Source organism: Nibrella viscosa (genome assembly GCF_039541875.1).
GTDB lineage: Bacteria > Bacteroidota > Bacteroidia > Cytophagales > Spirosomataceae > Nibrella > Nibrella viscosa.
Genome location: NZ_BAABHB010000009.1, coordinates 45375 through 71936, shown reverse-complemented (window position 1 = coordinate 71936; position 26562 = coordinate 45375). Strand labels below are relative to the sequence as shown.

20 protein-coding genes are annotated in these 26562 nt (G+C 50.8%); 11 read left to right on the top strand and 9 right to left on the bottom strand.

Translation table 11 applies throughout. The features are described from left to right. Positions 1–27 precede the first annotated feature (27 nt). The 9 genes from ABD931_RS19745 to ABD931_RS19705 all read right to left on the bottom strand — a co-directional run bounded on the left by ABD931_RS19745 (position 28) and on the right by ABD931_RS19705 (position 14622). Entirely contained in the window at positions 28–2589 is a 2562-nt protein-coding gene (locus tag ABD931_RS19745; protein ID WP_345269627.1) for a HEAT repeat domain-containing protein, read from the bottom strand. Further along, the gene (locus ABD931_RS19740; RefSeq protein ID WP_345269626.1) at positions 2586–3299 is read right to left on the bottom strand and encodes a GNAT family N-acetyltransferase; all 714 of its coding nucleotides are present in this window, start codon (positions 3297–3299) and stop codon (positions 2586–2588) included. Before ABD931_RS19740 ends, ABD931_RS19745 begins: the two co-directional genes overlap by 4 nt. Positions 3300–3338: 39 nt before the next feature. Beyond that, positions 3339–6170: a TonB-dependent receptor plug domain-containing protein gene (locus ABD931_RS19735; RefSeq protein ID WP_345269625.1), complete on the bottom strand. Its 2832-nt coding sequence runs from the start codon at positions 6168–6170 to the stop codon at positions 3339–3341. 11 nt (positions 6171–6181) lie between these two features. Beyond that, complete coding sequence (locus ABD931_RS19730) at positions 6182–9313, bottom strand: WD40 repeat domain-containing protein (RefSeq protein WP_345269624.1); 3132 nt, start codon at positions 9311–9313, stop codon at positions 6182–6184. A 210-nt stretch (positions 9314–9523) separates the two neighbouring features. Next, positions 9524–9955 carry an ATP-binding protein gene (locus ABD931_RS19725; protein ID WP_345269623.1) on the bottom strand — a complete coding sequence of 144 codons (432 nt, stop codon included), beginning with the start codon at positions 9953–9955 and terminating at the stop codon, positions 9524–9526. Positions 9956–9965: 10 nt separating this feature from the next. Further along, the gene (locus ABD931_RS19720) at positions 9966–10289 is read right to left on the bottom strand and encodes an anti-sigma factor antagonist (RefSeq protein WP_345269622.1); all 324 of its coding nucleotides are present in this window, start codon (positions 10287–10289) and stop codon (positions 9966–9968) included. Between the two features lie 23 nt (positions 10290–10312). Next, the gene (gene glgX / locus ABD931_RS19715) at positions 10313–12430 is read right to left on the bottom strand and encodes a glycogen debranching protein GlgX (protein ID WP_345269621.1); all 2118 of its coding nucleotides are present in this window, start codon (positions 12428–12430) and stop codon (positions 10313–10315) included. 5 nt (positions 12431–12435) lie between these two features. Further along, positions 12436–12774 (bottom strand): STAS domain-containing protein, encoded by a 339-nt coding sequence (locus ABD931_RS19710; protein ID WP_345269620.1) that lies wholly within the window; start codon positions 12772–12774, stop codon positions 12436–12438. Positions 12775–12795: 21 nt separating this feature from the next. After that, a complete protein-coding gene (locus ABD931_RS19705) occupies positions 12796–14622 on the bottom strand; it encodes an AGE family epimerase/isomerase (RefSeq protein ID WP_345269618.1) in 1827 nt (608 codons plus the stop codon). 1045 nt (positions 14623–15667) lie between these two features. Here ABD931_RS19705 and ABD931_RS19700 point away from each other — a divergent pair. The 11 genes from ABD931_RS19700 (at position 15668) to ABD931_RS19650 (ending at position 26535) form a co-directional block, all read left to right on the top strand. Next, positions 15668–16495: a type 1 glutamine amidotransferase domain-containing protein gene (locus ABD931_RS19700; protein WP_345269617.1), complete on the top strand. Its 828-nt coding sequence runs from the start codon at positions 15668–15670 to the stop codon at positions 16493–16495. A 19-nt stretch (positions 16496–16514) separates the two neighbouring features. Continuing rightward, entirely contained in the window at positions 16515–18263 is a 1749-nt protein-coding gene (locus ABD931_RS19695) for a thiamine pyrophosphate-binding protein (RefSeq protein ID WP_345269616.1), read from the top strand. A gap of 75 nt (positions 18264–18338) precedes the next feature. Next, positions 18339–19868, top strand: coding sequence for a GMC family oxidoreductase (locus ABD931_RS19690; protein ID WP_345269615.1), 1530 nt, complete (start codon positions 18339–18341; stop codon positions 19866–19868). 35 nt (positions 19869–19903) lie between these two features. Next, positions 19904–20779, top strand: a complete 876-nt coding sequence (locus tag ABD931_RS19685; protein ID WP_345269614.1) for an ester cyclase — start codon at positions 19904–19906, stop codon at positions 20777–20779. A gap of 243 nt (positions 20780–21022) precedes the next feature. Beyond that, positions 21023–21796, top strand: coding sequence for a DUF2182 domain-containing protein (locus tag ABD931_RS19680; protein ID WP_345269613.1), 774 nt, complete (start codon positions 21023–21025; stop codon positions 21794–21796). A 42-nt stretch (positions 21797–21838) separates the two neighbouring features. After that, positions 21839–22465 (top strand): DUF1326 domain-containing protein, encoded by a 627-nt coding sequence (locus tag ABD931_RS19675; RefSeq protein WP_345269612.1) that lies wholly within the window; start codon positions 21839–21841, stop codon positions 22463–22465. 19 nt (positions 22466–22484) lie between these two features. Next, positions 22485–23267, top strand: coding sequence for a nuclear transport factor 2 family protein (locus ABD931_RS19670; RefSeq protein ID WP_345269611.1), 783 nt, complete (start codon positions 22485–22487; stop codon positions 23265–23267). 21 nt (positions 23268–23288) lie between these two features. Then, entirely contained in the window at positions 23289–24962 is a 1674-nt protein-coding gene (locus tag ABD931_RS19665; protein ID WP_345269610.1) for a nuclear transport factor 2 family protein, read from the top strand. Between the two features lie 94 nt (positions 24963–25056). Further along, positions 25057–25449 (top strand): nuclear transport factor 2 family protein, encoded by a 393-nt coding sequence (locus ABD931_RS19660; RefSeq protein WP_345269609.1) that lies wholly within the window; start codon positions 25057–25059, stop codon positions 25447–25449. Positions 25450–25479: 30 nt separating this feature from the next. After that, positions 25480–25923, top strand: coding sequence for a globin family protein (locus tag ABD931_RS19655; RefSeq protein WP_345269608.1), 444 nt, complete (start codon positions 25480–25482; stop codon positions 25921–25923). A 12-nt stretch (positions 25924–25935) separates the two neighbouring features. Beyond that, positions 25936–26535: a DJ-1/PfpI family protein gene (locus tag ABD931_RS19650; RefSeq protein ID WP_345269607.1), complete on the top strand. Its 600-nt coding sequence runs from the start codon at positions 25936–25938 to the stop codon at positions 26533–26535. Positions 26536–26562 lie beyond the last annotated feature (27 nt).

Genomic DNA, 26562 nt, shown 5'->3' with positions numbered 1-26562 from the left:
TTTTTCCAATAGCTTGCCGGCAACGGCTCAGTTCTCTAAAGAATGCTCAATGGCGGCCTTCATCATGGCGTTGGGCGGGGCCGCTGTCTCGTGTGTGCCTATAAGCAGATCGTCTGCACTTGTGTAGTGGCTTATCCGCTCACAAAGGCTCAGATGGAACAGATCGTTCCCCATTGTAAAATAAGCTTTTAGTTCGGTAAACTGTGGGATCGACCGGGTGTAGATGGCATACAAGGCTACTTCCGACAACGCTTCGCTATCCGACGCAGCAAATGCTAAAAAGAGGGAAAGCAAGTCCTCGTCCGGAAAGCTGAGCAGCTGGTACAGTGCCATAGTCCTGGTCTGCTCCTGCTGATTCGACGGATCCTTGTTGACAATATCCATCAGACGCTCTCTGGGGGAGAGAGACTGCTGAGGGTAGAAAATCTGGCTTCTCTGCAGGATTTCCTGCGTCGGCACATCCTCAATAATGGGTAATAGCCGAACCTTTATTTCTTCGGGCAATACCAAGTTGGCAATTTCAACCAGATACCCTTTGCGGTTGCTGGTATCCGTAAGCAGATTGCGGAGCTGGTCGATTCGCGAGTCTCCGTACATCACGGCCAGCAGATTGAAAATTTTCGATAAAACCTGCTGGCGCTCCAGGTGGAGTAATTCCAGCAGCCGTTTATCGGTCAGGTAGTCGGCCAAATCAGCTTCGGCGGCTATGGTCCAGAGATAAAAAGTTAATTTATCATCGACCTCCTGTAGCAGAGCTACCCGCTCGGTGTAATTAGCCTTATAGCCGAGTGTGCTTAAGGCTTCGTATACTTTATTGCGGATAACAGGAACCGGGTGGTATAGATTCCGGCGCAGAAACTGAATAGCTTTCTGTCCACCGGTCTGTTGGGGAATCTCCAGTAAACAAAGCAGCAGTTCATTCTGATCACCTAGTTTGGTAAACGATTTCTCAATGGCATTAACAGCCGATTCGCCCAGCGCAACCATGGCCTCTATAGTGGCCGACCGAAAGGGAGGCTCGTTGAGGTTGCTAAGCAGAGAAGGCCAGACCTCGGTTCGCCTGAGCCGGCCGGCCGACTCAATTGCTGCCAGCCGTACGCCTGGATCGGGGTCCTTCATCAATTTAATTAAAGGTCTGTACGCCAGATAACGTTTTGAAAAGCCCAGATGTCGGGCGCTGGTTAGGCGGTCATTCCGGTTCCGGGATTCAGAAAGTGCTTGCAGGTCTTCCAGCGAAAAATTGTCTTCTGCCGGACCAGGTTCTCCGGTTGTGGCTTGAACTGCTGCCGGCCTAAGGGCATTCCTAATCTGCATAATCGGAGCCATGAGCCGGGTACGGTATTCATCCAGCATCAGCACCGAGCAAAGCATCCAGAGGCCGAGTACACCCAGTAGTAACGTGTATACTTCAAGCGTACCCACCACTTTGAATTGCATTAAGGTGATCAGGAACCCACCCGCAACGATATAGCCCAGCGGTTTAGCATACGATTCCACCTGATTTTGCAGGTGTACGCTTTCCTGAGCCGGAATAGGCTGGTAAAGCAATTGAAACGAGGTGTCGCTGAAGGCCCGCCGGATAGACGTAACCATAAACCGGCTGATCAGAAGCAGAAAGAACACCGAGCTTCCCATCAGCTCAAGGCCGACGATGGACACCGATATTAAGACTAAGCCGAACGGCATCATCTTCAGACCCGCCGATAAGCCGAAGGTTTTGGTAACAAAGCGGTACAGAAAAGCCTTCACCAGGAGTTCAATCACGGAACAGAGGAAAAGAAACTGCCCCAGAAATTCGGCAAGCTGGACCTGATTCGGGTATTGCTTTTTGCTGGTTATCGAAAAATTAAATTCGACCAGATACAGGCTAGCCACGGGCAGGAGACCGAGCAGATACAGGTACAGGTGATAACGATTGGTAAAAAAACTGGAGCTGGCGACTTCACCGGGAGCAGGATGGTCAGGACGTGCTTTGGTAAATGTTAGCGTGTTGATGTTTTGTCTGACGATAATCCAGAAAACGGAGAGAGAAAGACCAATGCTGGTGAAGGCAATAAACAGCAACCCTTCTACCCCAACGACCTTGTTACTAAGCAAGAGCTTTACCATCAGGTTAGCGACAATTGACGATGCAACTTCACCTATGCTAATTGTACTGAATATCCGTTTGGCCTGCTCCAGATTGAAAACGCGGGATGCCGATAGCCAGAATGTAAAATTGAAAACAAAGAGATTGGTCCGTATCCAGAGAAACAGAACAAAGACAATCCACTTGTTGCTTGTTATCTCATGGCTCGCTAACAACAAGCCCATCGACAGGATGAGCGAGACCAGCAGGTAAACCGAAACGGATGAAAACTTGAATTTAATTTGTAGGAAATTGTTACTCCGTCCAATAAAGTGCAGCATGATGCCGCCCACAATATAGGCGATCGGCAGCATTGTGTTCTCAAATTTGCTCAGAAACAGGGTAGTGGCGGCTACATAATACATGTACATACCAAACCCGTAGAGAAAGGCGTAGCTTATGAACAGAAAGACAATGGCCTTTTCCTCCCGGCGAATATCGAGTACCTTTAAAACGTTCATAACCCCACACTTTTGGGAGTCCAGAAGAATATGACCCGGTCACCCTGGCTTTCTAAAACGTTTAACGTATCAATCAGCTTCTTCTCCTCTATGGGCGCATTGCTGAATGTATCCCGTTCAAACTGACTGTATCGCTGAGGCAGTGAGGTGGTAAATTTGAACGGATGGGCACTATCCTTCAGGCCAATACCCAGTTGCTGTTTAAGCTGAAGCACAATCCGGGCACCTGCCGGCGTAAAGGATCCGTCGATAAAAGGCTCAAAGTAGGCGCTTACCTTTCGGTAAGCTCGTATGGCGTACGGATTGGAGGTTACGCAGTAGAACAGAAGCTGGCTTGTGTCCCTTCCGAGTCGTTTCGCAAACGTATCGGCCGCTATCCTCATCAGGTTTTGCAACACACCCTGGTTTCGATACGTCTGATCGGTGACGGCATATCCGTGATAGATAGCCGTGTAAACCCGGTCGCCTGCCAGCACCTGATGCCTACGGCCGTAACTGAAGAGAACAATACCGACAATTTTGTCTTCATGGCGGCTGATAAAGGCAATATCATTGACGGAATAAATGCGATGCATGAGCTGATCTGCATTTTGGTAACTATTGGCTACCAGTTCATGTAAGCGTATTCGAATGAATGGATTCTCAAGAAATTGGTTGCCCTCATAACGTTCGTAGGTCATGTCGACAGTTTCGGTTTGTAAAGAGGTCATGGCTAAAAATAAGGAAGAAACTATGTAAGTTAAATTTAATTAAATATTGAGCAGCAATCTGACCATACCGTTAAATCCTTTCTGAGGAGTTCGGGCAGCCTGATCAAGACCATTGGCACCGCGCGTGCCCGGATCAGAATACTCGGTGTTGAGCAGATTATTCAAAATAAGCTGCGCATCTATGTATTTGTTAATCTGGTACGTGAGGGTCGTATTGAACAGTGTGTAGGCCTCAAAGTACCCGCTTGGACGTTGGCTTTGTGTGGTTGAGTCAGCCGCTTTGGGCTGCATACTGAACGGAATCAATGACGGATATGGGTTTTCGGTAGCCGATGTATTCCGGCCTACCGGCCGGGGTGCTACGTAATTGAACCGCAGGTTTATATTTAGCCGTTCTTTCAGAAATAGCCCATTGACTCCGGCATTTACATGGTAAGGCGCAATGTCCCCGGTAATAAAACGGGTTTCGGTACTGTCTCTTCGCCCGTCTGATGACCTTATCGTGGTGGTTCGGTGTGCATCTGTATAGGTCGCATTGGCGTAAAAGCTAAAACGGTTGGAGAACTTGTAATCCACAGTAGCCTGTACACCCACAATGTCGGCCTTACCCCGATTCTGCTTTTGTAAAGTTGTTCTTGACGTATTGGGTATTATGGTCCTGACTTCCTCTACAATATTGGAACAGTTGGCGTAGAATGCCGAAATGCCTACCTGCAAACTTGGACCTGGAACATAGTTAGCGGCTAATTCAATGTTTTTTATCCGGTCGGGTTTCAAACCCGGATTAGTTAATAAGCGCGTAGCAGCAGTTGAGTAGCGATCACGACTGGACGCGTCCTGGAATGCTTCGGCATAGATTGCTTTCAGCGCCAGCCGACTGACAGGCGAGTACACAATAGCCAGACGCGGGTTGAACACCTGTCCATAACCGCCGTTGCGGCCAATGCGGGCGTAATCATAGCGCCCACCCAATACAAGCTGGAGATTGGAGCGGACAGAATACGTTCCCTGAACAAACGCGCCAAGATTTCGGTATCGGAACATACCAATTGTAGGAATGCTATCTTCGGCACTGACATAACTGGCCTCGGCGTTTACAAAGTTTAACCGCTTGTAATCACCCTGCAATATGCCAACGCGGCCCTCTACACCGCCAATAATATCCAGATTATGGGTGGGAGAGGCTATGATTCGCAGTTCGTTTCGAAACTGGTTCGAATTCTGAAAGAAGTACTGAGCCTCCCAGTAAGGCTCCCTGTTCTGCACCAGATTGTAGGCTAACAGGACACTGAGGGGCATAGACGCAGCCTCGTATTTCTCCTGCTCTTTGGCCGACAGCATGGCTAATCGATTTTTTACCTCTGGTGGCAGCGGGGTACGGGATAACGTTTGATTGCTGTAATTTTTTAAAATAATACTCCGGGATTCGTCATCAACTTTGGTCGTTCGGATCTGGGCCGTGTTGGTCAGGCTAAGCTTGTCTTTAATAATATCTTTGCTATAGATCCCATAAAAGAGTGATTGGGCAGGAACCCAGACACTGCCATTTTTAGCGCCCGCCCGGTAATTGTCGTTGGCTGAGTTTCCGGAGCCCTGGTCCATACGCCAGAACTGAAATCCCAGTGTAAAATCGCCAAAAGACAGCGTAGACCGGATGTAAGCGGTTTTCAGAAGGTTTGAAAAGCCAATGGGAGCCCCGTTTACATTTTTCTGGAGTGCTTTCTTATCCTGCGCCCTAACGGCCTGTAGCCCAGCTTCCGTAAGCGTCAGCGTTTTTCCCTGCAACAAGAAATAGGGCAAGGGAGTGCCTGCGGTTAAGCCATAGATGCTGGTCCAGCGGCTTGCGTCTTCTCCTGATGCAAACTCATAGTTAAAACGGCGCGCATAATTGATCGTATCATAGTCGGCAAGGCTGTAGTTATAATCCGGGTAGCGCGATAAATCATGCAGGTTGGAATAATACCCCCGCCAGGTTAAGGAAAAACTGACAGCTTTCACCTGGGCAGCAGTCGTCACCTCGGCATAGCGTGTGTTGTAAGATCCGGCACCTATATGGGCTGTTGCCATGAAATTTTCACGGCCGGTCAGCAGTTCTTTCGGGGTTTTGGTAATAATATTGACCACCCCCAGGAAGGCATTGGCCCCGTATATGGTTGAAGCCGGGCCATAGACAACCTCAATTCGCTTAATATTGGAGATCGGTATTTGCGTTGACCAGTATACAAAATTGCCCCAGAAATCATTCTCTTCGATGCCGTTGATCATAAACAGCGTTCGCTCAGTATTATCAGACCGGTAGCCGCGCTGGTAAATATTGGAGTACGTAAGCCCATAGGTACGCGACACATCGAAACCGGGCAGGTCGTTGAACAGGATTTCGAGATCGGTATAACCGCGCCGGCGGATTTCTTCTTCTGTAAGGACCAGTACCGTAGCCGGCGCTTTGTACAGATCCTCCGGCTTTTTGGAAACCGACGTTACCTGTACCCGTGACTGCGACTGTTTGATCATATTGACAAGGAGCCTGAACTGGTTGGGCAACAGCATCAGTTCCCCTTCCGGTTCGTAATTTGGATTAATACTCAGCATTTGTTCGATAGACTGGCTGGCTCGTTCTGTTGAATCTATCGCCAGATACGTCAGGGACACCAGTTTATACGCTTGTGCTCTGTTTTCGCTGCTGAAACCATCTGGACTAAGACAGGGGTTCAGGATGGAAAATACCCGGCTGAAGCTACCCTCGTCATACGCTGATTTTGCTTCTTTGAGCTTGTAGTCGCCACAGATGCCCTGCGCCCATGCTCTTTGGGCGAACCCAGACACCAGACCGTATAACAGACAAGACAAAAGCAGGTAACTATTTTTCATCATATAGTGTGGCTTTACTCATTGATCTGAGGGCGATCAATATCATTTCCTACATACTTATTCCACTCCTCGGCCGTGAGCCCCCGGGTAACCTGGCTGGCTATCCGTCTGTATAATTCATCGATATCGGCAGGCATCAGCCAGATTGTACGATCCTGTCCCGCCAGAATCAGGTTTTTGCCTTTGCCCCGAAAGGATATCGACATAATCCAGCTTCGGTAATTATCGATGCTGATCGGCTGTTGCTGCAGGTCACCCCGCGCCAGGTCGGCGTATGCCCAGATATGGACGCTCCCGTCGTAGCTGCCGCTGGCCAGATACTTATTATCCGGTGAAAAGGCCAGGCTCGATACCCTCGACTTATGGATACCCGAAAGCGAGCCTATGTAGTCGCCTAGTTTGTTGTTCTGGTACTCCCACAGCTTTACCGATCCATCAGCCATACCGGTAAGCATGGTTTTATTGGTAGGGCCGAACGTCAAGGCGGTAATAGCGCTGTTCAGCAGTGGTCGGCGGGTCATATCCGGTGCCTGATTTTTATCGAGCAGGTTGATAATAGCAAGCGATCCTGTGGCACTTCCTATGACCACGTGGTTGCCGTCGGGAGAAAGCTGAGCCGATGTCGGCCGCAGGCCAATTGGGAAGTGGGTCAGCGAATCAAGGCCTGTCGCGGTGATGCGCCAGGTCCGAATAGAGCCTTCGGTGCCTACGGTCACCAACTGGCTGCCGGTTTTCATCGGCAAGGTTGCCAACACGCCGGCCCGATGAGCCGGATAGCTGGCTATGCTTTTAGACTTGGTAACATCCCAGACAAAAAGCTGTCCTTCAGCGCTGCCGGCAACCACGAGTTTTCCATCGTTAACGAACGTAATATCGCGGAAACCTGTTGTTTTGCGACGAGCTGGTGTCAGTTCCCTAACCGTTTTGTGCGTATTCAAATCCCAGAGCCGGATCGTTCCATCGTCACTGCATGAGGCCATCAGCGATTCATCCGGCGTAAGGGCTACCTGCCGGATATTGTCTTTATGGCCTTCCAGAATGGTGGTTTCGTTGGCGGCTTTGGACAGCGCCAGAAAGATACCAGGTGCATTGGATGAGCCGCCGTTTTGGCGGTTAAGCTGATAAGCTGCCATGGCTAATAGCTTTGGCAACTCATTCTGGGTAATGTCGGGCATTTGCGATGTCTGAATCGCCAGCGACTGGGCAACAGCTAATTTGCGTAGTCGGTTGGCCTCTTTGGCATTTTGAGTCGCTAACTTCTCCGACGATTGGGCCAACCGTGCATTGGATTCGGCCCGGGTTGCATTTGTCTGTGCTTCTTCTGCAAAACGCCGGGCTTCTTCGGCATTGCGTTTAGCCTCCTGAGCGTTAGCATAGGCTTCTTCTCTCGATTCTTTGGCTAGCTGCTCCTGAATGCGGGCTTCACGGGCGTTTTGCTCGGCGAGGAGTGTTTGCCGTTGCGCACGCTGACTTTGTTGCTCGGAGATTTCCTGAAGCTGAAAGGCGATTTTACTCTGTGACGTGGCCCGGATGAACGCTTCTTCTGCTATGCCCTGCTGCCGTTTGGCTTCTTTGGCGCTTTTGCGGGCATTTTCTTCGGCCTGTTTGGCTTCGGCATTCAAAAAAATCAGATAGATCGTGGCCAGAATAGCCGCAATCGCCAGACTGATCCCAAGCATGGCCAGCAGGCGGTTGCGTTTAATTTCCTGACGTTGGCGTTTCTCTTTGCTCTGAACCTCAAACTCGTACTGATTTTTGCTGTATTCCAGGTAATTAATGGCCTGTTCAAAATAAAAGTCATACCGCCTGGCCCAGGTGGCCGTTGGTTTACTTTCCTTTAGCCATTTCAGGGCGATGAGCAATTCCGGATTGGTAAGCAGGCCGGTTTTGCCCTCCTGATATTGCCGGGCCGAGGCACTGAGCTGCTGGTATAACTTGGCGGCTTCGATTTCTTCGCGCACCCAGAGCCTGAGACGTTCCCACAGTTCCATAATTCCTTCATGGGCAACGTCGATAAGTGTTTCGGGGAGAATTGGTATCGTAGACGGTGGCAATAAAAAGGATATACCCGGATCACGAAACTGATTAATTACATCGACCAGCAGATCGGGATGGACTCCGCTGATTTTCTGAATGTCCTGAAACGCTACTGGCCGCATAATGCCAACTTCTCCCGGTCCAAGGTAAACAAGGGCCTTGTAGAGCTTTTCAACTGCAATCCGGCTTTTATCGGTATGAAAGGAGGTATACACCTCTTCGGCATGCAGCGAAATGGCCTGAGTGATGGTGCCAATGGCCTTGTAATCACTAAGGGACATTGGAATGCCGGTAGACTGGTGGTGGTGTTGCCAGTGCGACCACGTTCGCATTAGGGCATGTTGGAGGATCGGCAGCTCATCGTGCTTATCGCCGATATCTATCAATAACTGGTTGATCAGCTCTTCTGTAACCGGGGTATTATATACTTCCAGCGGACGAGTAATTGCCTGGTGCATTTCCTGGCGGGTCATCCGGGGCAATAGGTAACACCCCTGGTTGATGGCTTCGGTCAGTCCGTCGTAGTTGGCACACGCGTCCAGGTAATCGGAACGCATTGTCAGCAAAATATAGACGGGCAGATTCGTGCGGAGCAGGTCCAGCAAGACTTCTACAAACAGGCTTGCCTGCTGCTCCTCTTTTGAGGTTGTATTGACATAGCGGAATAACTCTTCAAACTGATCTATATAAATCAGCAGATTGGTGTTCAGATCGTAGGTTATCGACCGGAAGAAGCGGGTATTTATCCAGTCCGAATCATCGGCGGGGTGGGTAATCGTACTGCCGAGGGGGTGGCGTTCAATAGCCTGCTTCATAGCTTCTTTGAAGCTGTCGGCGGCATGCATACCGGGGTTAAATCCAACGACCAGCCAATCATCAAAAACCGCCTTGTCAAGACTCTCCTGCTGAATACGTGGAATTACCCCAGCTTTTATCAGAGAGGATTTTCCGCTTCCGGATGAGGCTACTACGGCTACAAACCGACTGGCTGCCAGCTTTTTGCGCACCTCTCGGATTTGCGTATCCCGACCAAAAAATAAATCGGCATCCTCAGGCTCAAAACTTCTTAATCCTGGAAAAGGATTTATGTTGAGTAAGACTTCAGACATAAAAGTAGGACTTGTTTCGGGCGGTGATTCATTCCGGATACTTCCTCAACTTGATTTAAAATCAAACCGGTTAACCTCGCAAAAAACGACGTTAATATTAAGTAAAATTTACCAGATTGGCAATAAACTGGCTTAGTAGCAGCTATTTAATGCCAAATGGCTTGTGGATACCACAAGCCATTTTCAAGCGTATACATGTAGTAGTAAGAATTACGGATGAACGTGGTCGACATTCATAATGAATATATTCCGATTCCGGTTGTTGGCATATTCATACGAGAATTTATCAACACCATTGATGGTAAGAAATATACCCATGCCGCCAATGGTTCTTTCTTCCAGTGGCTTGTTAAAGTCGTCTTCCGTTGGCAAATCCCGGGCGGTCGGGTCAAACGGTTTTGCCTCATCCTCAAACACAACCTTTAGCTGGTTATCCGCAATTTCAGACAATACATCAATACTCCCTGTCTGACCGGCCTGTTCATAGCCGTACAGAATTATATTGGTTGCAATTTCATCAGCGGCCAGCATCAGATTATACGTAGACTTTTTGTCCAGTCCAGCTTGCTGAGACAACTCTTTAACGTGTTGTCGGATCAGGTCGAGGGAGTCAAGGGTTCCCGGAAACGTTTTAGACTCCATAGCGCTTTCATCAGGCTGGGTACTCATCCACAATATTCACGCTGTGCTGAAGGCCGGTTTTCTCAAGTGTATCCACAATGGCACTTTGCGGCTTCACCATGAAAATGGGCAGATTGGTACCCATTTTCTGCTTTGAGAAGATGAGTACCCGCAGCCCGGCCGAGGACATAAAGCTTAGATCTTCTACTCTCAGTACCAGTTCTTTAGGGTTTTCGGCGGCAACGTGCTCAATGGCACTCTGAAACTCGCGGGATGATAAAGAATCCAGCTCGCCGGCTAAGGTAATAGTGGCGACCTTTTGGGCATCTACATCGGATGAAATAGAGAAGCTCATAATTTTGTCTGAAGTTAATTTTGTTATTTACCTACTAACACAACTACGGACCGGGAACCCGCCAGGAAGTGATGCTGATTCTCCAGCAACGGCTCTTTACCAAGCGGGAAAACATCGTCTGGTGAGGGCATATCCGTATTGGCTACAACATGCCATTTCCGATCTCTCGATAATTCGGGCAGCTCAAACGTGAGGCTGTCCCAATACATATTCATGATGACATAAATCATGTCATCTTTAACAATACCCTGCTTGGCATGATCGCCACAGAGCATAAACGCAAATGAGCGGCTTCCTGCGGACGTATCGGCATACCAGGCGTTTACGCCGTGGAAACTGATGTCCGGATAGCCACTACCTACATAGTCGCGGTGCTGGAAATGGCGCCGGCTGCGCAGGACAGGGTGCCCGTGCCGGAACCGCATAATATGCTTGGCAAAATTGTAGATGTCTGCGTTTTTCTCTATCAGAGACCAGTCGAGCCAGTTTAGTTCATTATCCTGGCAGTAGGTGTTGTTATTCCCTTTCTGCGTGCGCCCCATCTCGTCGCCCATCAGCACCATCGGAACGCCCTGACTAACCATCAGAATGGTCAAGGCGTTTTTGATGAGCTTGTGCCGGAGGTGGTTCACCGCCGGATCATCGGTTTCGCCTTCCCAGCCGCAGTTCCAGGAGTTGTTGTCGTTGGCTCCGTCGTTGTTATTTTCGCCATTGGCCTCGTTATGTTTCGAGTTATAGGCAAACATATCGTAGAGCGTAAAGCCGTCGTGGCAGGTAATGAAGTTGATACTGGCGTTTGGCCCCCGGTAATAATACAGGTCGGGCGACCCCTGAATACGCTGCATCATATCACCGACCTGCCCTTCATCCCCTTTCAGGTATTTACGCAGGGTATCGCGGTATTTGCCATTCCACTCGGCCCACCGGCCATAAGCCGGGAAAGAGCCAACCTGATACAGGCCGCCGGCATCCCAGGCTTCGGCAATCAGCTTACACTTGGCCAGAATGGGGTCATGCGCCAGCGACTCCAGCAGGGGCGGGTTGCTTAGCGGACTGCCATCCTGGGCGCGACCAAGAATGGCGGCCAGATCAAAGCGGAATCCGTCGATATGGTAATCAGCCGCCCAGTACCGAAGGCAGTCGAGCACCATATTCCGAACGACGGGGTGGTTACAGTTCAGCGTATTACCGGTACCGGAGAAGTTGAAATAGTAGCCCTCCGGCGTCAGCATGTAATACGTTTTGTTGTCGATACCCCGGAACGAAATGGTATGCCCGCGGTGGTCGCCCTCGGCCGTGTGGTTAAATACCACATCTAGCCAGACCTCAATGCCGTTTTTGTGCAGTTCCTTAATGAGCGTCTTCAGTTCGTCGACCTGCATCCCGAATTTACCGGTAGCGGCATAACCAGCCTTGGGCGAGAAGAAGTTGACGGTGCTGTAGCCCCAGTAGTTCACCAGCACTTCGCCCGTAATGGGGCTGGTGCGGTTAAACTCCCATTCGTCGAACTCATAAATGGGCAACAGCTCGATACAGTTGATACCCATTTCTTTCAGGTAGGGTATCTTGTCGCGGATGGCGGTAAAGGTGCCCGGGTTTTTGACTTTGGAGGAGGGGTCTTTGGTAAAGCCCCGAACGTGCATTTCGTAAACCTGCAGGTCTTCAATGGGCGTCTCCAGCGGGTGGTCACCTTCCCAGTCAAAATCCTCAAAGGCCAGCCGTGACCGGTACGGATAAATATTATCCCAGTTCGGCTCGGCCAGCCAGGTGTCCCGTCCACCAATTACTTTAGCGTACGGGTCGCTGAGGATCGTGTCTTTATTGAACCGGTGGCCTTCGAGCGGGTTAAACGGTCCGTCCATCTTGTAGCCGTACTCCAGCCGTTCGTAGTCCAGGTCGAACACCATAATGCTGTACACATTTCCGATCCGGAACTCATCCGGAATCGGAATTTCGGCAAAGGGCTGGGGGGCTCCCCGCTCAAACAGCACCAGCGTACAGGAGATAGCTGCGCTGGAGTAGATGCTGAAATTAACCCCGTTTGGCACCATAGTGGCACCAAACGGGAGAGAATGACCGCGTCTAAACTTTATACCATTATGTTCGTGGGTGGGGTAATAGTCTATTCGGGTATCCATCATACCGGTCAATTGGCTTTAAGGGCCGTGACTCCCTCATTCAGGTTGTCGGCCAGAATGAAAAAGTTCAGAAAACCCGTGTTTGACATAACATCCTGAATCTCTTCGGAGGCTCCAACCAGCACCACTTTACCGTCTTTGGCTTTGATCTGGCGGTAAATCATCAGCAATACCCGCAGACCCGCGCTGGAGAGAAAGTCCACCTTCGAAATATTGATGATGATCTTGTCTTTGTCGGCAGCAGCCGCCAGCGCATTGCTCTGAAAGTCGGGGGCCGTTTTGCTGTCGATGCTGCCTTCTACGTCAATGACGGTAATGTTTTCTACAGAATCTACTGCTACTTCCATACATTTATTGGTTGATCCTTATTAGGTTACCGGAGTAATTTTTACCTTCACCCGAACCTGCTTATCCGTATCCGGCAGCTTTACGGTCAGTGCCTGCGCGTTGAAATTAGTATACGGCTCATCGTCAATGAAGCATTCGCTGATGTAAATGCTACCCTTCGGCAGAATATCAGGCGATACATGCAACACATTATCTTTAAATGAGTTCGGGTAAGGCTTGAAATAAAGATCGAGCGGCTGCTTGGTAATGAGCAGGTTGGTATATACCGCCGACAGGTAGCAAAGCTCCGTGCTGTGGTAAGCGCTCATGGAGTGGCTGCCCTTCAGACGCTCCGTACCCATCAGATATGGCATACCGTTGGCAAACGTGTTGAAATAAACCCCTCCATCATCCAGATCCAGGAAGAAGGTGTTGTAAAACGCAGCCGACTCGCGGGCAAGCTTTTGGTACTCCGGATCTTTCAGGATTCCGTACAGAATCAGATACGCCAGAATGGCTTGTTCCTGCTGCCACCACGCCTTACGGTCGTGCCACACAAACCGGGGCTGCCCGTTGATGGTGCTTTCACGCTCAACCACATCGTACCAGCCACCACGCTGTGGATCGGAACCTACTTTCGGCATGACCGCAGCAATTTTCTTGGCAAACTCCAGATAATCCTCCTTAGACTTCAGCGACTGCATCCGCATCAGGTTCCAGGCAATTTTCAGGTTGTGGCCTACCACCGCCCGGTTCTGCTGCCAGCCCCAGGTCTGATCTTTGCTCCAGTCTTCCATGAATTTCTCCTGCACAAACGGGCTGTGGTCGTAATCCTGGAAATACTGAGTGATGGTATCAAATGTATACTCCAGAAAATCAGCGTATTTAGGGTCTTCCGTGGCCAAATACAGGTTGATCAGATAAGCCGGTGCGTGGTCGCCAACGGAGTTCCAGTTCTTGCGGGCCCGGTTGTGCGCCAGGGATTCGGCGCGGGGGTCAAGGGTAATGGGGTCGATGTGCGAGAAGTAACCGATACCGTTTTTGTCTTTATAGTATTTCTCGAACAGATCAATGGTTTTCTCAATATCGAACATGATCCGCTTGTCGCCTGTAATCCGGTAGGTTTGTGTCGGGCCGGCCAGCGCGTAGATCTGCTCGTACATCGGAATAGCCTGGTAATCGTCACCGAATTCAGATGTGAGCAGCTTGGTTTCTTTGTCGCCTTCTACCTTCAGGCCATGATACCAGTAAACGAGGTCATCGTCCTGATCGTAAAAACGCATGTGGTCACGCAGGTAGTTGGTACCCAGTTCGGCCCCTTCGAGGAACGGATCGTAGCCGGTTAGCAGATAGGCCGACGCGAAGCCGTAAACCATGCGGGAAATGGTATCTGTTTCCTGTAGGTAATCCCCTTTTTTAGCACCAGCCAGGTGCAGAATGGTCCGGTAGTTTTTGTAATCAATTTTGTCTTCAGGGTGGTTAAACTGCCATTTCAGGTACTTGGCGGCAATTTCGTCGATCTGTCTGATCCACCAGTTCTGCTCTTCCTGACGATATTGGCCAGGTTGATTGCCGGGGAAGACCATCCATTGGGTTTCAAAAACAGGCTCTTTTCCGTCGCCGGCGGGGTAGAAGGTACCATAGCTAAAAACAAACTGACCTTTTTGCGATAACATCTCGCGCATGGCTCCGGTCGCGTCCGAATAGGGTTCTCCCAGGTTCCGTACATTTTTGGCATACGTTGAGGCAATCAGGTTCAGTTTGAATTGCCTCTTGTCCGGCGTCTCCACCACATAATACTTTTCCTCCGGATTGAAGTCCACAATGTAGCCGGCAATTGTGTCCGAAAAGGTGAAATCAACATTCATAAGAAAATAAATTGTTTTGTTTACATTGGTTGAAAGGTTTACTAAACACTATATGCACCACAGGCAGCGCTCAACTGCCCGAAGATGAGAAATCGGTAAAGAGTGCTGTCTTTACCGATGCCACCGTAATCAAAATCTATAAAGTGTTTTGCTGGAAGATACCTGTCTGGTCAGGAACCAGATAGGTTACGGTTGGTACTTACTCATACTGGTTTGTATAACTCTCGCCAGATAAGTAAGCTGTTGTAAGCATAAAGTAATCATCAGAGCCGGCGAAGTGCCCGTAAAGGTCTTCAGATCGACGTATTGATCAATTGGAGAAGGTTTGTTTCCGAGTCAACACTTGACCAAAGGGACACCGGAAAAACACTTCATTCATTGCAACTCTGTGGTCGGCAACAGGTTGGGCTGCTAAAAAATTTGGTTGATGCTGCATATCAGCAACTCAATGTGCTGCAAATGTGCTAATCCTGCGGAAATATACAAGCTTTATTTTCTGCTTTTTATTTGCCGGTGACAACACCGTATAACAGGCGTAAACATATAGAAAGCCCCCTTACAAGTCAAATAAAAAAATGTTTAAGAAAAAAGAGTTTGTAATCGGTCAGAATCCTGGTGTATGCAGGGCTGAAGGCGGAGTCCTGACCGGCATAGCCTGCCCATCAGGGATTACAGGCTCCCAGGGCCTAAGTAAGTAATTGTCGTTTAGAATTAGGTTACCGTTCACTCAAAAGGTTGGTTGCCGGGCCATGGTTAATGCTTACAATTGCAGCAGTTTTACCGGCTATTAGCCTATACCCAATGAGACTCAGGTATATGAAGCGCCGTTAATTTTTTAGCACGATTAATAAAAACATGAATTGGGTCTTGCGTTTGGTCATGTTCTTTGCAACATTTGGGGCAGCTTTCTTTCAGAAGCTTCCGCCGACGCTTCGGTTTAACTACCACGGTGCTGCTCGTAGTTAAATTCGGCTCTATCTTTAGGAAGTTTTCATCTTGTCATTTTACAGTAAAATCCTTTTACATTCACTAAATCTTCGACGCTATGTCAAAGAAAGTTTTAGCTATCTTATCTGAGTTTGGTTATTGGGGCATTGAACTGGTTGGGCCTCTCGAAAAGCTGGAAGAGGCCGGCTATACCGTAGAGTTTATGACCCCTAAAGGCAAAAAGGCCGAAGCCCTGCCGCCTAGTTATGACACTACCTACGTCGACCCTCCACTCGGTATGTGTGTAACAACGTCTGAAGCGGCCGAAAAAGTTAAGGCGTTTGAGGCTACCAACCGGCTCGAACAACGCCGGAACATGTCGGAAGAAATCCCGGAGCGACCTTATTTCTCAACGCCCGATTTCCTGAGAAAATTTGAACAGTATTTCAGCGATGTTAAGGTTGCTCAGGACAAACTGACCGAAGAATATGCTGCCCTGCTGCTGGTAGGTGGTAGCGGACCAATCATTGATATGGTGAACAACCAGCGGGTGCACGACATTATTCTGGCTTTTTACAAGAAGAATATGCCGATTGGGGCCATCTGCTACGGCGTGGCTCCGCTGATCTTTGCCCGCGACTTCAACGAGCGCAAGTCGATAATCCGCGGCAAGCACGTGACAGGCCACTGTATCGAGTATGATTACCACGATAACACCGGTTTTCTGCACACCGACCTGAACATGGGGCCTCCGCCATATACGCTGGAGTATATGCTTTCAGATGCCGTAGGCCCGGAAGGGCAGTATCATGGTAATTTCGGCAAGCAGACCTCTGTTATTGTTGATTATCCGTTTATCACCGCCCGCTCACTTCAGTGCGCATTTGAATTCGGTGAGCAGTTTGTTAATGTCCTCGATAACGGCCTGAAACGCTATGGCTGGTAATAATTAGATCCTGATCCTTATGCAAACGCTTATTCAGGGTAATGAGTCGACTCAACGGACCAATGGGCAGGTAACACGAACGGGGAACCATGCCATTATTGAGCAATTCCTGGCCGACGGCATGGATCATATGTTCGGAAACCCGGGCACGGTGGAACAGGGTTTCCTGGATGCCGTGGCCGATTTCCCGGCAATGAAGTACATCCTGACGCTGCAGGAAAGTGTCGCCGTTCTGATGGCCGACGGCTACGCCAGAGCCACGCAGAAGCCGACACTGGTGCAGTTGCATAGCTCGCCGGGTATTGGTAACGCCGTAGGGGCGTTGTACCAGGCCAAGCGCGGTCATGCACCTTTGGTGGTCATTGGATCGGATGCGGGCTTGCAGTACATGAACATGGACGCCCAGATGGCCAACGATCTGGTGTCTATGATGGCTCCGGTAACCAAATACTCGACTATGGTGCTGACGCCGAAGTCGTTACTGCGGACCCTGCGCCGGGCTATCAAGATAGCGGCTACTCCGCCTATGGGACCGGTATATGTCTGTTTGCCGATGGATGTGCTGGATGCGGTTAACGATGAGCCGGTTGTGCCGACAAGTTTGCCCTCTACACGGGTACTGCCGTCACCTGATCAGATCGAGGAAGCGGCCCGAATGCTGGCGGCTGCCGAAAAACCCATGATTTTCGCCGGCGACGGCGTGGCCTATTCCGGTGCCAACAGCGAACTGACCCGCGTGGCCGAATTGCTGGGTGCCGAAGTATACGGCGTGGATTTTGGCGATGTGTTCATGGACAATACCCATCCGCTCTACATGGGAACCACCGGCCATATGTTTGGCGAGTACAGCCATCCAATCACCAGCAAGGGTGATGTCAACCTGATTGCCGGTACCTATATGGTGCCGGAGGTATTCCCGCGTCTGGAAGATATTTACAAGCCCGGTGCCAAAGTAATTCACTTTGACCTGAACGCGTACGAAATTGCGAAGAATCACCATGTCGATCTTGGGGTGGTAAGTGATCCGAAGCTGTCGCTGCAGGCGCTGGCCGAGGCTCTGGCGCGTATCATGACCGACGCCCAGAAACAGGCCGGTGCCGATCGCCTTCGCCAGTTTACCGAAGCTCGGGAGAAGCAAAAAGCCGAAATAACCCCAACGACGCCGTCAGAATCCGGCCGGCTGAAGATGGGGCAGTTTGCAGAAGTGCTGGCAACGCATGTTCCGGACGATGTTGTCATTGTTGACGAAGCGCTGACCAACTCACCTGACGTTCAGAAACAGATACCTCCCAAAGCACCCGGCAGCTATTTCATAACCCGTGGCGGCTCACTCGGTATCGGTTTCCCCGGTGCGTTGGGCGCTAAACTGGCCCACCCAAACAAAACAGTTATTGGCTTCTCCGGCGACGGCGGCAGTATGTACACCATCCAGGCCTTGTGGTCGGCAGCCCGCCATAATACCGGCGCTAAGTTTGTGGTCTGTAACAACGGATCCTATAAACTGCTACAGCTCAACATTGATGTGTACTGGAAGGAGCGCAGCATAGAAGACCGGAAACATCCGCTCTCGTTCGATCTGTCGTATCCGCCTATCCGCTTCGACCTGCTGGCGCAGTCGATGGGGGTTAACGCCGTACGGGTAGAAAAAGCCGAAGACATTCAGCCGGCTATTGAACGTATGCTGGCCGATGATAAGCCGTTCCTGATCGACCTGGTGCTGGAGGGTGATTTTCATCCCGACTGGATCAAGTCAAACTGCTCGCAGTAACAAACGAGACGTAATACGCTGGAAACTATCTGGAAGGGCTCTGCCCTTAACCAACTGTAAACCTTTGGCCTTGCCATGAATGTTCCATCTACTTACCACTACGCGATCATCGGATCGGGGGCGTCTGGAAGTGTGCTCGCCAACCGGCTGAGCACTGACCCCGGTACAAGCGTGGTAGTGATTGAAGCAGGAGCCTGGTCTGAAGACCCCAATACACAGGACCCCGGCGGTTTTGTGAAATTATGGGGGTCTGATCTCGACTGGGCACTGCCCACAACTCCGCAGCCGGGCATGGCTGACCGCGAGCTTACCATCAACCAGGGTAAAGTGGTTGGTGGCAGTACCACGATCAATGCCATGATGTATGTTCGGGGAAATCCCGAAAATTTCAACGAGTGGAGCGCCCGGGGTGCTACCGGCTGGAGCTTCAGGGAAGTTCTGCCGTATTTCAAAAAGTCGGAAGACTATGCCGGCGGAGCATCCGACTATCACGGCACCGGCGGTGAGCTGAGTGTCTGCGACTGCCCCGACGAAGTGATGCGCTCCGAAGAATTTCTGAAGGGTGCCGTAGAGGCCGGTTACGACGGCCCTTACTGGGATTACAACGGCGAACGCCAGGAAAACGGCGCCGGGCTGCTGCAGTTTCATATCTCGCCCGACGGAAAGCGGGCTAGTGGCGCTACGGCCTTTATCTGCCCGGTGCTTACCCGCCCCAACCTGACCGTTATTTCCGAAGCGCAGGTCACCCGCGTAATCATCAGAGATGGCCGCGCAGTGGGAGTCGAGTTTGTTCGCAACGGGGCTACCGAGCAGATTATGGTTGAGAAAGAGGTCATTGTTAGCGCCGGTGCTTTGCAAAGCCCTAAAATCTTGATGCTGTCGGGTGTTGGTCCTGCCGATCACCTGACGAGCATGGGTATTCCGGTAGCCGCCGACCTGCCGGGCGTTGGTCAGAACCTGCAGGACCATATTCAGCTACCGGTTATTTTCCGGGCGAAGAGCGAACGCCCCATGACCACGCTGCTCACGGGGAACGTGCTGTTTGTAAAAACCGCAGAGGAGGCTACGGTGCCCGATCTGCAACTGAACTTTACACCCAGCATTCCGTCACCCTTGGCTCCGCTACTGCCCGACTTTGGTGGCAACGTCGCTATTTTTCTGCCGATTCTGGTGCAGCCGAAGAGTATCGGCAGTGTACAGCTCCGCTCTGCCGACCCGATGGATAAGCCGCTGATTAACCCGAATTATTTCGGGCATCCGGCCGACCTGGAGGTATTCCATAAAGCGCTGGAGATTATCCGGAAAATTGCAGATACGGAGGCTTTCTCCAGCCTGAACGGTGGCGAACTTGCCCCTGGCCCCGGCGATCCGGACGGCTTTATCCGGACGCAGAGTTCAACACTCTGGCACCCGGCCGGTACCTGTAAAATCGGCAGTGATACCGACCCAATGGCTGTGGTTGACCCGCAACTGCGCGTACGTGGTGTGCAGGGCCTGCGCGTAGCCGATGCCTCTGTGATGCCGACGGTAACCAGCGGCAATACAGTGGCGGCTAGTTTCATGATCGGTGAAAAAGCCGCTGATATGATTCTCAGTGACAATTAATCTCTTCCTGAATCGATTTTTAAACCTACACTACCATGACAAAAGGTAATCCGAACAAGGCTATTGCCCGGCGCTATTTTCATGAAATCATGACGCAGGCCAATAAAGATACGGCCTACGAACTTCTTACCCCTGATTTCATCTTTACCCTGCCCACTCACCCCGAACCGTTTAAAGGACCCGATGGGTTCATTGGTCTCGTAGAAATGCTGCACACTGCATTTCCAGACTTTTATATCGACCCGCAGGATATGGTTGCCAATGGCGACTGGGTAGCTACCCGCTGGAGAGGGGGCGGAACGCATACCGGTGGACCGCTGCTGACGGTGAAAGGCAATATCGAAGCCACCGGTAATTTCTTCGAAATTGATGGAATGACCTGGCATACCATTAAGGATGGTAAAATTACGGAGTCCATCGGGCATGAAGATACCCTCGGTCTGATGCTGCAATTGGGCGTTCTGCCATCAACCAACGGTCAGGATCCCAATGCGCAGTTAGCCGAAAACGAAGCCCTGGTACAGCGGTATTTCCAGGACATCATGAGCGAAGGCAAACTGGAGGTAATTGAAGAAATTCTGGACCCGCAGTTTGCTTTTATCATTCCAACCCAGCCTGCACCTATCAGCGGCTACGACAATTTCCGCGGCTTTGTACAATACCTGCGCAACGCATTCCCGGATATTAAGTTTACGGTCCTGCGGCAGATGGCTGAAGGCAACAAGGTAGCCAGCCGCTGGCAGATTGAAGGTACCCACAACGGTGAGTTTCTGGGTGCTGCGCCAACCGGCAACCACATCAAGGATTTCGGTATTGACATCTTCACCATTCAGCAAGGTAAGATCGTTTCGGTACACGTAAACGAAAATGACTTCGGGCTGATGCAGCAACTAGGTGTTATACCTGCCTGATTTTGACAAAGATTGCGTAATGTCTAGTATAGAGCCGGCTGGGCTTTTCTCGCAATAAGCCCAGCCGATTCCATACCGCTTTTTGTAGAGCGGTACTGGCCTCTGTTTTCTCAGGGGCGTCTCTCACGACCTTTTAACCTCGCTGAGTGTATGTTCATGATCAGTGAAGTGCCGGTTCAAACATCAATACGTTTAAACCGGACCTTTTTCTGCCTTCTTTTACTAATCACTTTATTAGCCTGGATGGCTACCTTATCTCCGCAGATGGGGATGGCCATGATGGTTGATATTAATTCTGTTTCAGTCAGTCAGGCTGTTTCCTATATCATAGCCTGGGGCATCATGATGGCCGCCATGATGCTGCCCAGCGCCCTGCCTATGATTATGCTATATGGCACTTTGCGCGTAAAGCAGCTACAGGTAGGGCAAAAGGGAGTACCGACGTATTTGTTTATGTTGGTTTATCTGTTTGTCTGGCTGCTGACCGGTCTTCCCATCTATCTCATCAACCTGGGGCTGGGGCTGCTGGAGCAGACGTATGCGTCATTTGATGCGGCTATGCCGTATGTCTTGGGCGTTTCGTTTGTCGGGGCCGGATTATTTCAGTTTTCGGAGCTGAAGCGTAGATGCCTTAAAGTCTGCCAAAGTCCCTTTACGTTTCTGATGGGGCACTGGTATACGGGGTATAAAGGAACCCTGCGCCTGTCGTTCGAACATGCTTTTTATTGCGTTGGATGTTGCTGGGCCTTAATGGGCATTATGGCCCTGATTGGCTCTATGTCACTGCGTTGGGTACTGCTGATTACCGTAGCAGTATTTATCGAGAAAATTCTGCCGCGTGGCGAATGGTATGCCAATTTGATAGGCGTTGTGCTGATTGTGCTGGGATTGGTTGTGGCTTTCCGCCCCGACCTGCTTGTGGCCATTCAGGGACCGCCTATGTATATGGGTGAAGCTCAAATCTCCGGCAGTGGTATACCCGTTTGTTCACCTGAATTTGTCAATACCCTAAAATGAAATTTTGATTTGAACATTTACTAACCCCCATCCAGTATTACTATGGAATCTGCTGTAAAGTGGCATATTAAAGGAGATTTTTTCGGTAACTGTAGCTGCGATTATTTGCGCTGCCCCTGTCCCATCAGTAACTTCACCGAAATACCCACCCAGGGCTTTTGTAAAATCTGTATTGTTTTTGACGTAGAAGAAGGCCATTTCGGCGATGTTTCGCTCGACGGTGTTGCTATTGCCCTGGTCGTTGATGTGCCGGGTGCTATGGCCGACGGCAACTGGGCGCTGGGCCTTATTGCCAATGAAAAAAATACGCCGGAGCAGCAGGGTGCCCTGGCAACCATTCTCGGCGGTCAGGCTGGTGGGCCGATGGAGCTGGCGGCCGGTTGGGTGACTAAGTTCCTGGGTATGGAGTCCCGCCCAATGACTATTGAGAAGACAGGTAAGACCTTTTCTATTCATGTACCAGGTATGGTTGACTACCTGGTGGAAGCGACCGAGGGACTAAACCCGGATGAGCCCATTTACATCGAAAACACGGTACACCCGGCTGCTCCCCGTTTTGCGCTGGGCCGTGGCAAGCGCAGCTACCTGCACGCCTTTGGTGTAGACTGGGAAGGCGTAGATGATCGGCAGAACGGGGTATTTACCAAATTTGACTGGTCGTCAAACTAATAACTGACACCTTGTACCCATGGGAGAAGATTATCTGAAGCTGGCCCATGATTTCCAGGCTAAGCAAATAAGCTTTCTGGTAAAAGGCGACGTTGACGGTTTGGTCGATGCCTGCTATACCGACGATGCCCGTCTGCACAGCTTTCAGTTTAGGGCACAGGGGCATGATGCTATCAAAGAGATTCTGCATCTGTACCTGCAGCGGCTCAGTACCATGGGTGCCCGTACGATTGATAAGTTTGAAGCCGGCAGGAACTTTATCTGGCTGGAGCTTACCATCGACAATCCCCAGGGTGATGCCGTAAAGGTGTATGAGGTGAAATTTCTGCGCGATGAAAAAATTTACCTTCAGCTCTATGGCTTGCGACAGGGTACGGTTTGGCAGGACGGTGATTTTGCCGGCTTTACGCCCCCTGATAATCAGGAAGCACGGGCATTTCACCAGTGGTATCTCGATTTTCATATCCGGGGGGATGCCGATGCGCTGGCGGATGACTTTTTTACCGACGATGCCCGCCTTGTTACGGCTCGTATCGACGTAACCGGGCGTGAGTCTATCCGCAGCATGTTCCGCGACCTGTTTGCCAAAGAATCGGGATTTACCCCCCTTTCGGTGGAGAATATTACCAGCGATGTCGATTATGTATGGTTTGAGGCTACGGTCATGAGCAATCTGGGACCCCGGAGTGTGTATGATGTCATGCTGTTGCAGGATGGTAAAGTATGCCTGCAACTGGTAGGGCAGCTCGCCGGTGTATTGCCGACCGAAGCTGCTTTTGGACAACAGGTAGGAGTAAAGTAATCACAGTAACCAAAATGACCAATGACTACTGCTAATGCACAGCAATACTGGGTGATGAATGGCCAGGTTCCGGAGCAACCGCTGACCATTTCTGAATTTCATGCTGATGATGATGTGCTGATTATTGCCCAGCCCGGTTTAACGAGAGACGACCTGCAATTCGCTCAGGAAGGGGCCGATGCCGTGATTCGGGTGTCAGGTTCGGTGGTCAACTCGTCCCAAGAGGTCGTTGATCTGGCCGTTCTGACGAACACCAGCGTATATGACCTGAATCCGGTACCCTTGCTGGAGCAATTCTACGCGGCTGTTGCCGGTGGGCGTATCGACGAAGCACTTACCTGCCTGGCCGATGATGTGGTATGGGAGGCTCCCGGCCCCACAGACATTTTACCCTGGGCAGGCGAGTGGAACGGCCCTGAACGTGTGGCCGAATTCTTCCGCCTTTACGATCAGAGCATTGAGAACCCGTATTGGAATCCGCAACAGTATGTAGCGCAGGGCAATACGGTAGCGGTGATTATCAGCGCCGGCGGAACGGCCCGGCAGAGTGGGGTTGCCTTCACCGGCGATATTGTACACTGGATAACAGTACGCGGGGGCAAAATCAGCCTGTTGCAGATTTACCTTGATACCTATCCCATTGTCGAAGCGGTTATGGGCGGCCGGCCGTTTACCGTGAATCCGGCCGAAAACGCCAGCTACTATGTGGCCAAACCCCTTGCTTCGGACCGTAAAACCGACAGTATTCTGTTCGACCCGGCGCTGCTGGAGACCCCTCCGCTGACGGTTAAGACCGTGATGGCCATGTATGCGGCCCTGCAGGGCCTGAATGTGCCTGAAGTGCGCAAAGTGTTTGCCGAGGATGTGGTGTGGGATATTTTTGGACCGGCAGACCTGCTGTCGTGGGCCAGCGAACGACGCGGACCCGATGCAGCCGCCGAATCGGCCAACCAGATTCTGGAGACCATGCACTTCGACCATTTCAAACCAACCCGGATGCTTTACCAGGGCAATACGGCGGCCATTGTTATCGACGAAGGCGGTACCTCTCTGGCAACGGGTGTGCCGTTCAAGACCAGCGTTGTTCATATTGTAGTTACCAACGAACAGGGTAAGGTCGTCCTGTTCCGAAACTACATTAATACGATCTGGATAGTAGAAGCTTTCCTGGGAGGCCGGCCGTTTACCGTACCGGCACTTCCCGCTACTGATTCGCAAAATCAAGTTCAAACCAATAAACAAGTAAATGTTATGCCCCTTACCGCAGAACAAAACAACGAGGTATGTGTCGAATTTTTCGATTCGGCCTGGAACAAAGGAGTTGTGCGTGAAGACCTGTTATCAGAAGATGCGGTCGACCATTCACAAGTAGGCGGAAAAACCAAGACAGAACCCGGTGCCGGTAGCTTTAAGCATATCGTCGGTATGTTCCGCAACGCTATGCCTGACATCCGCCTGACCATTCTGGATCAGATTTACACCGACGACAAGGTTGTACACCGCTGGATACTGAACGGAACCGACAGTGGTGGTGTAATGGGAATGCCGCCAAGTGGCAAAGCGCTTCAGTTTACCGGAACCACGGTAGTCCGGATGAAAGACGGCAAGATTGCCGAGCGCTGGGCTAACGTTGATGAACTAGGTCTGCTGCAGCAACTTGGGGTAGTGCCTCCTCCGCCGGGTGGTGGTGAGTAATTAAATGACCAGAATCTGTATGTCATGGGGTACAGCTAACAAAACGGCCTGTACCCCATGATTTTCCCCTCTGCTTCTATCAACTGTTTGCACTATGACCAACGTACCCGATACCAAACTGGGCCAGATGTACCGCGAGCACATCCAGCACATTTTAGACAAGAATATAGACGCTTTACTGGATCAGTACACCGATGATGCCCTACTGATCAGCAGCTTCTCAAAAAAACCCATTATCTACAAAGGGCGCGACCAGATTAACCAACACATGCAGGGTATTCTGGGCATCGACGGGCTGGAAACGGATATCGTATTCTGGGCCGAGACCGAAGACCCCGAAACGCTCATGATTACGGAGCAGATTACCATGAAAACCAAAGACGGCGACGCCAACATGCGCTTTGCCGATAGCTGGGTACTCCGCGACGGAAAAATTGCTATTCACTTTGCCGGTATGGTGCAGCACCCCGATGGGTCGCTGGCCTGACCAACATCAACTTTTACTCATCCCAAGACAATGATTGCTCAAGAGACACAGTTAACCGAAGAAGCTATCCAACGGTTTGTGGCCGACTGGTACCGTAAACTGGATGTTCACGCGCCGATGGTAGAGATATTGCCGCTGCTGGCTGATGCCGAACTGGAATGTGTTTTTCCGGAGGTAACGGTTTATGGCTATGCTGGCTTTGAAAGCTGGTACCAGCGCGTTATCCGTACTTTCTTCGATGAGGTGCATACGGTTACCAAAGCAGAGCCTACTATTCACGGCGATACAGCTACGGTCGATGTCGTGGTTCAGTGGGAAGCCAGCGTCTGGACGGCCCCTGAGGCTACCAGCAAACGCATCAATGCCGATGCGTATCAAACCTGGACCTTAAAAGCCGGACCGAATGGTTCGCCTATCCTCACCAAGTACGTGGTCGATGATTTTGTCCCCCGCGAAGGTTCTGCTACGCTGTAAGATCAATTGACTATGAAACTGAAAGGCAAAAAAATTGGTGTTCTGCTGGAAAGCGATTATTTCGAGAACGAGATATTCTATTACAAATACCGCTTTCCCGAAGAAGGTGCCGACCTGCACTTCCTGACCCGGCTTTGGGGACAGGAACGAATTACCTTCCACGGCCATGAGTACAAAGTTCCAATGGACTGCTGGGAAAGTTTCGAGAATATGAGCGATGAGGAACTGCGGAGTTACTCCGCCATTATTGTTCCGTCCGGAATGGTATCCGACCGGCTGCGCTATACCGAAGATGTAGAAAAAATTCCGCCGGCCACGGAGTTTTTGAAGCGGGTATTTGCCGAAAAGTCCATTTTGAAAGGGATCATCTGTCACGGTCTCTGGCTGGTGGCACCGGCTACGGAGCTGGTTAAGGGCCGGCCGCTGGTGTGCCATAACAACCTCATTGGCGATGCTAAAGCTTACGGGGCTATTTATACCAACGAAGATGTGGTGGTAGATGGTGACCTGGTAACCGGCCGGTCAGGTGGGCATGCTCACTTGTTTGCGAAGAAGATTATTGAAATTCTGTCTGAACAGGCCGAATCGGTAGCCACCCGGGAAGCGGCTTGATGATAGCCATTTAGCCCCCTGGGTCGC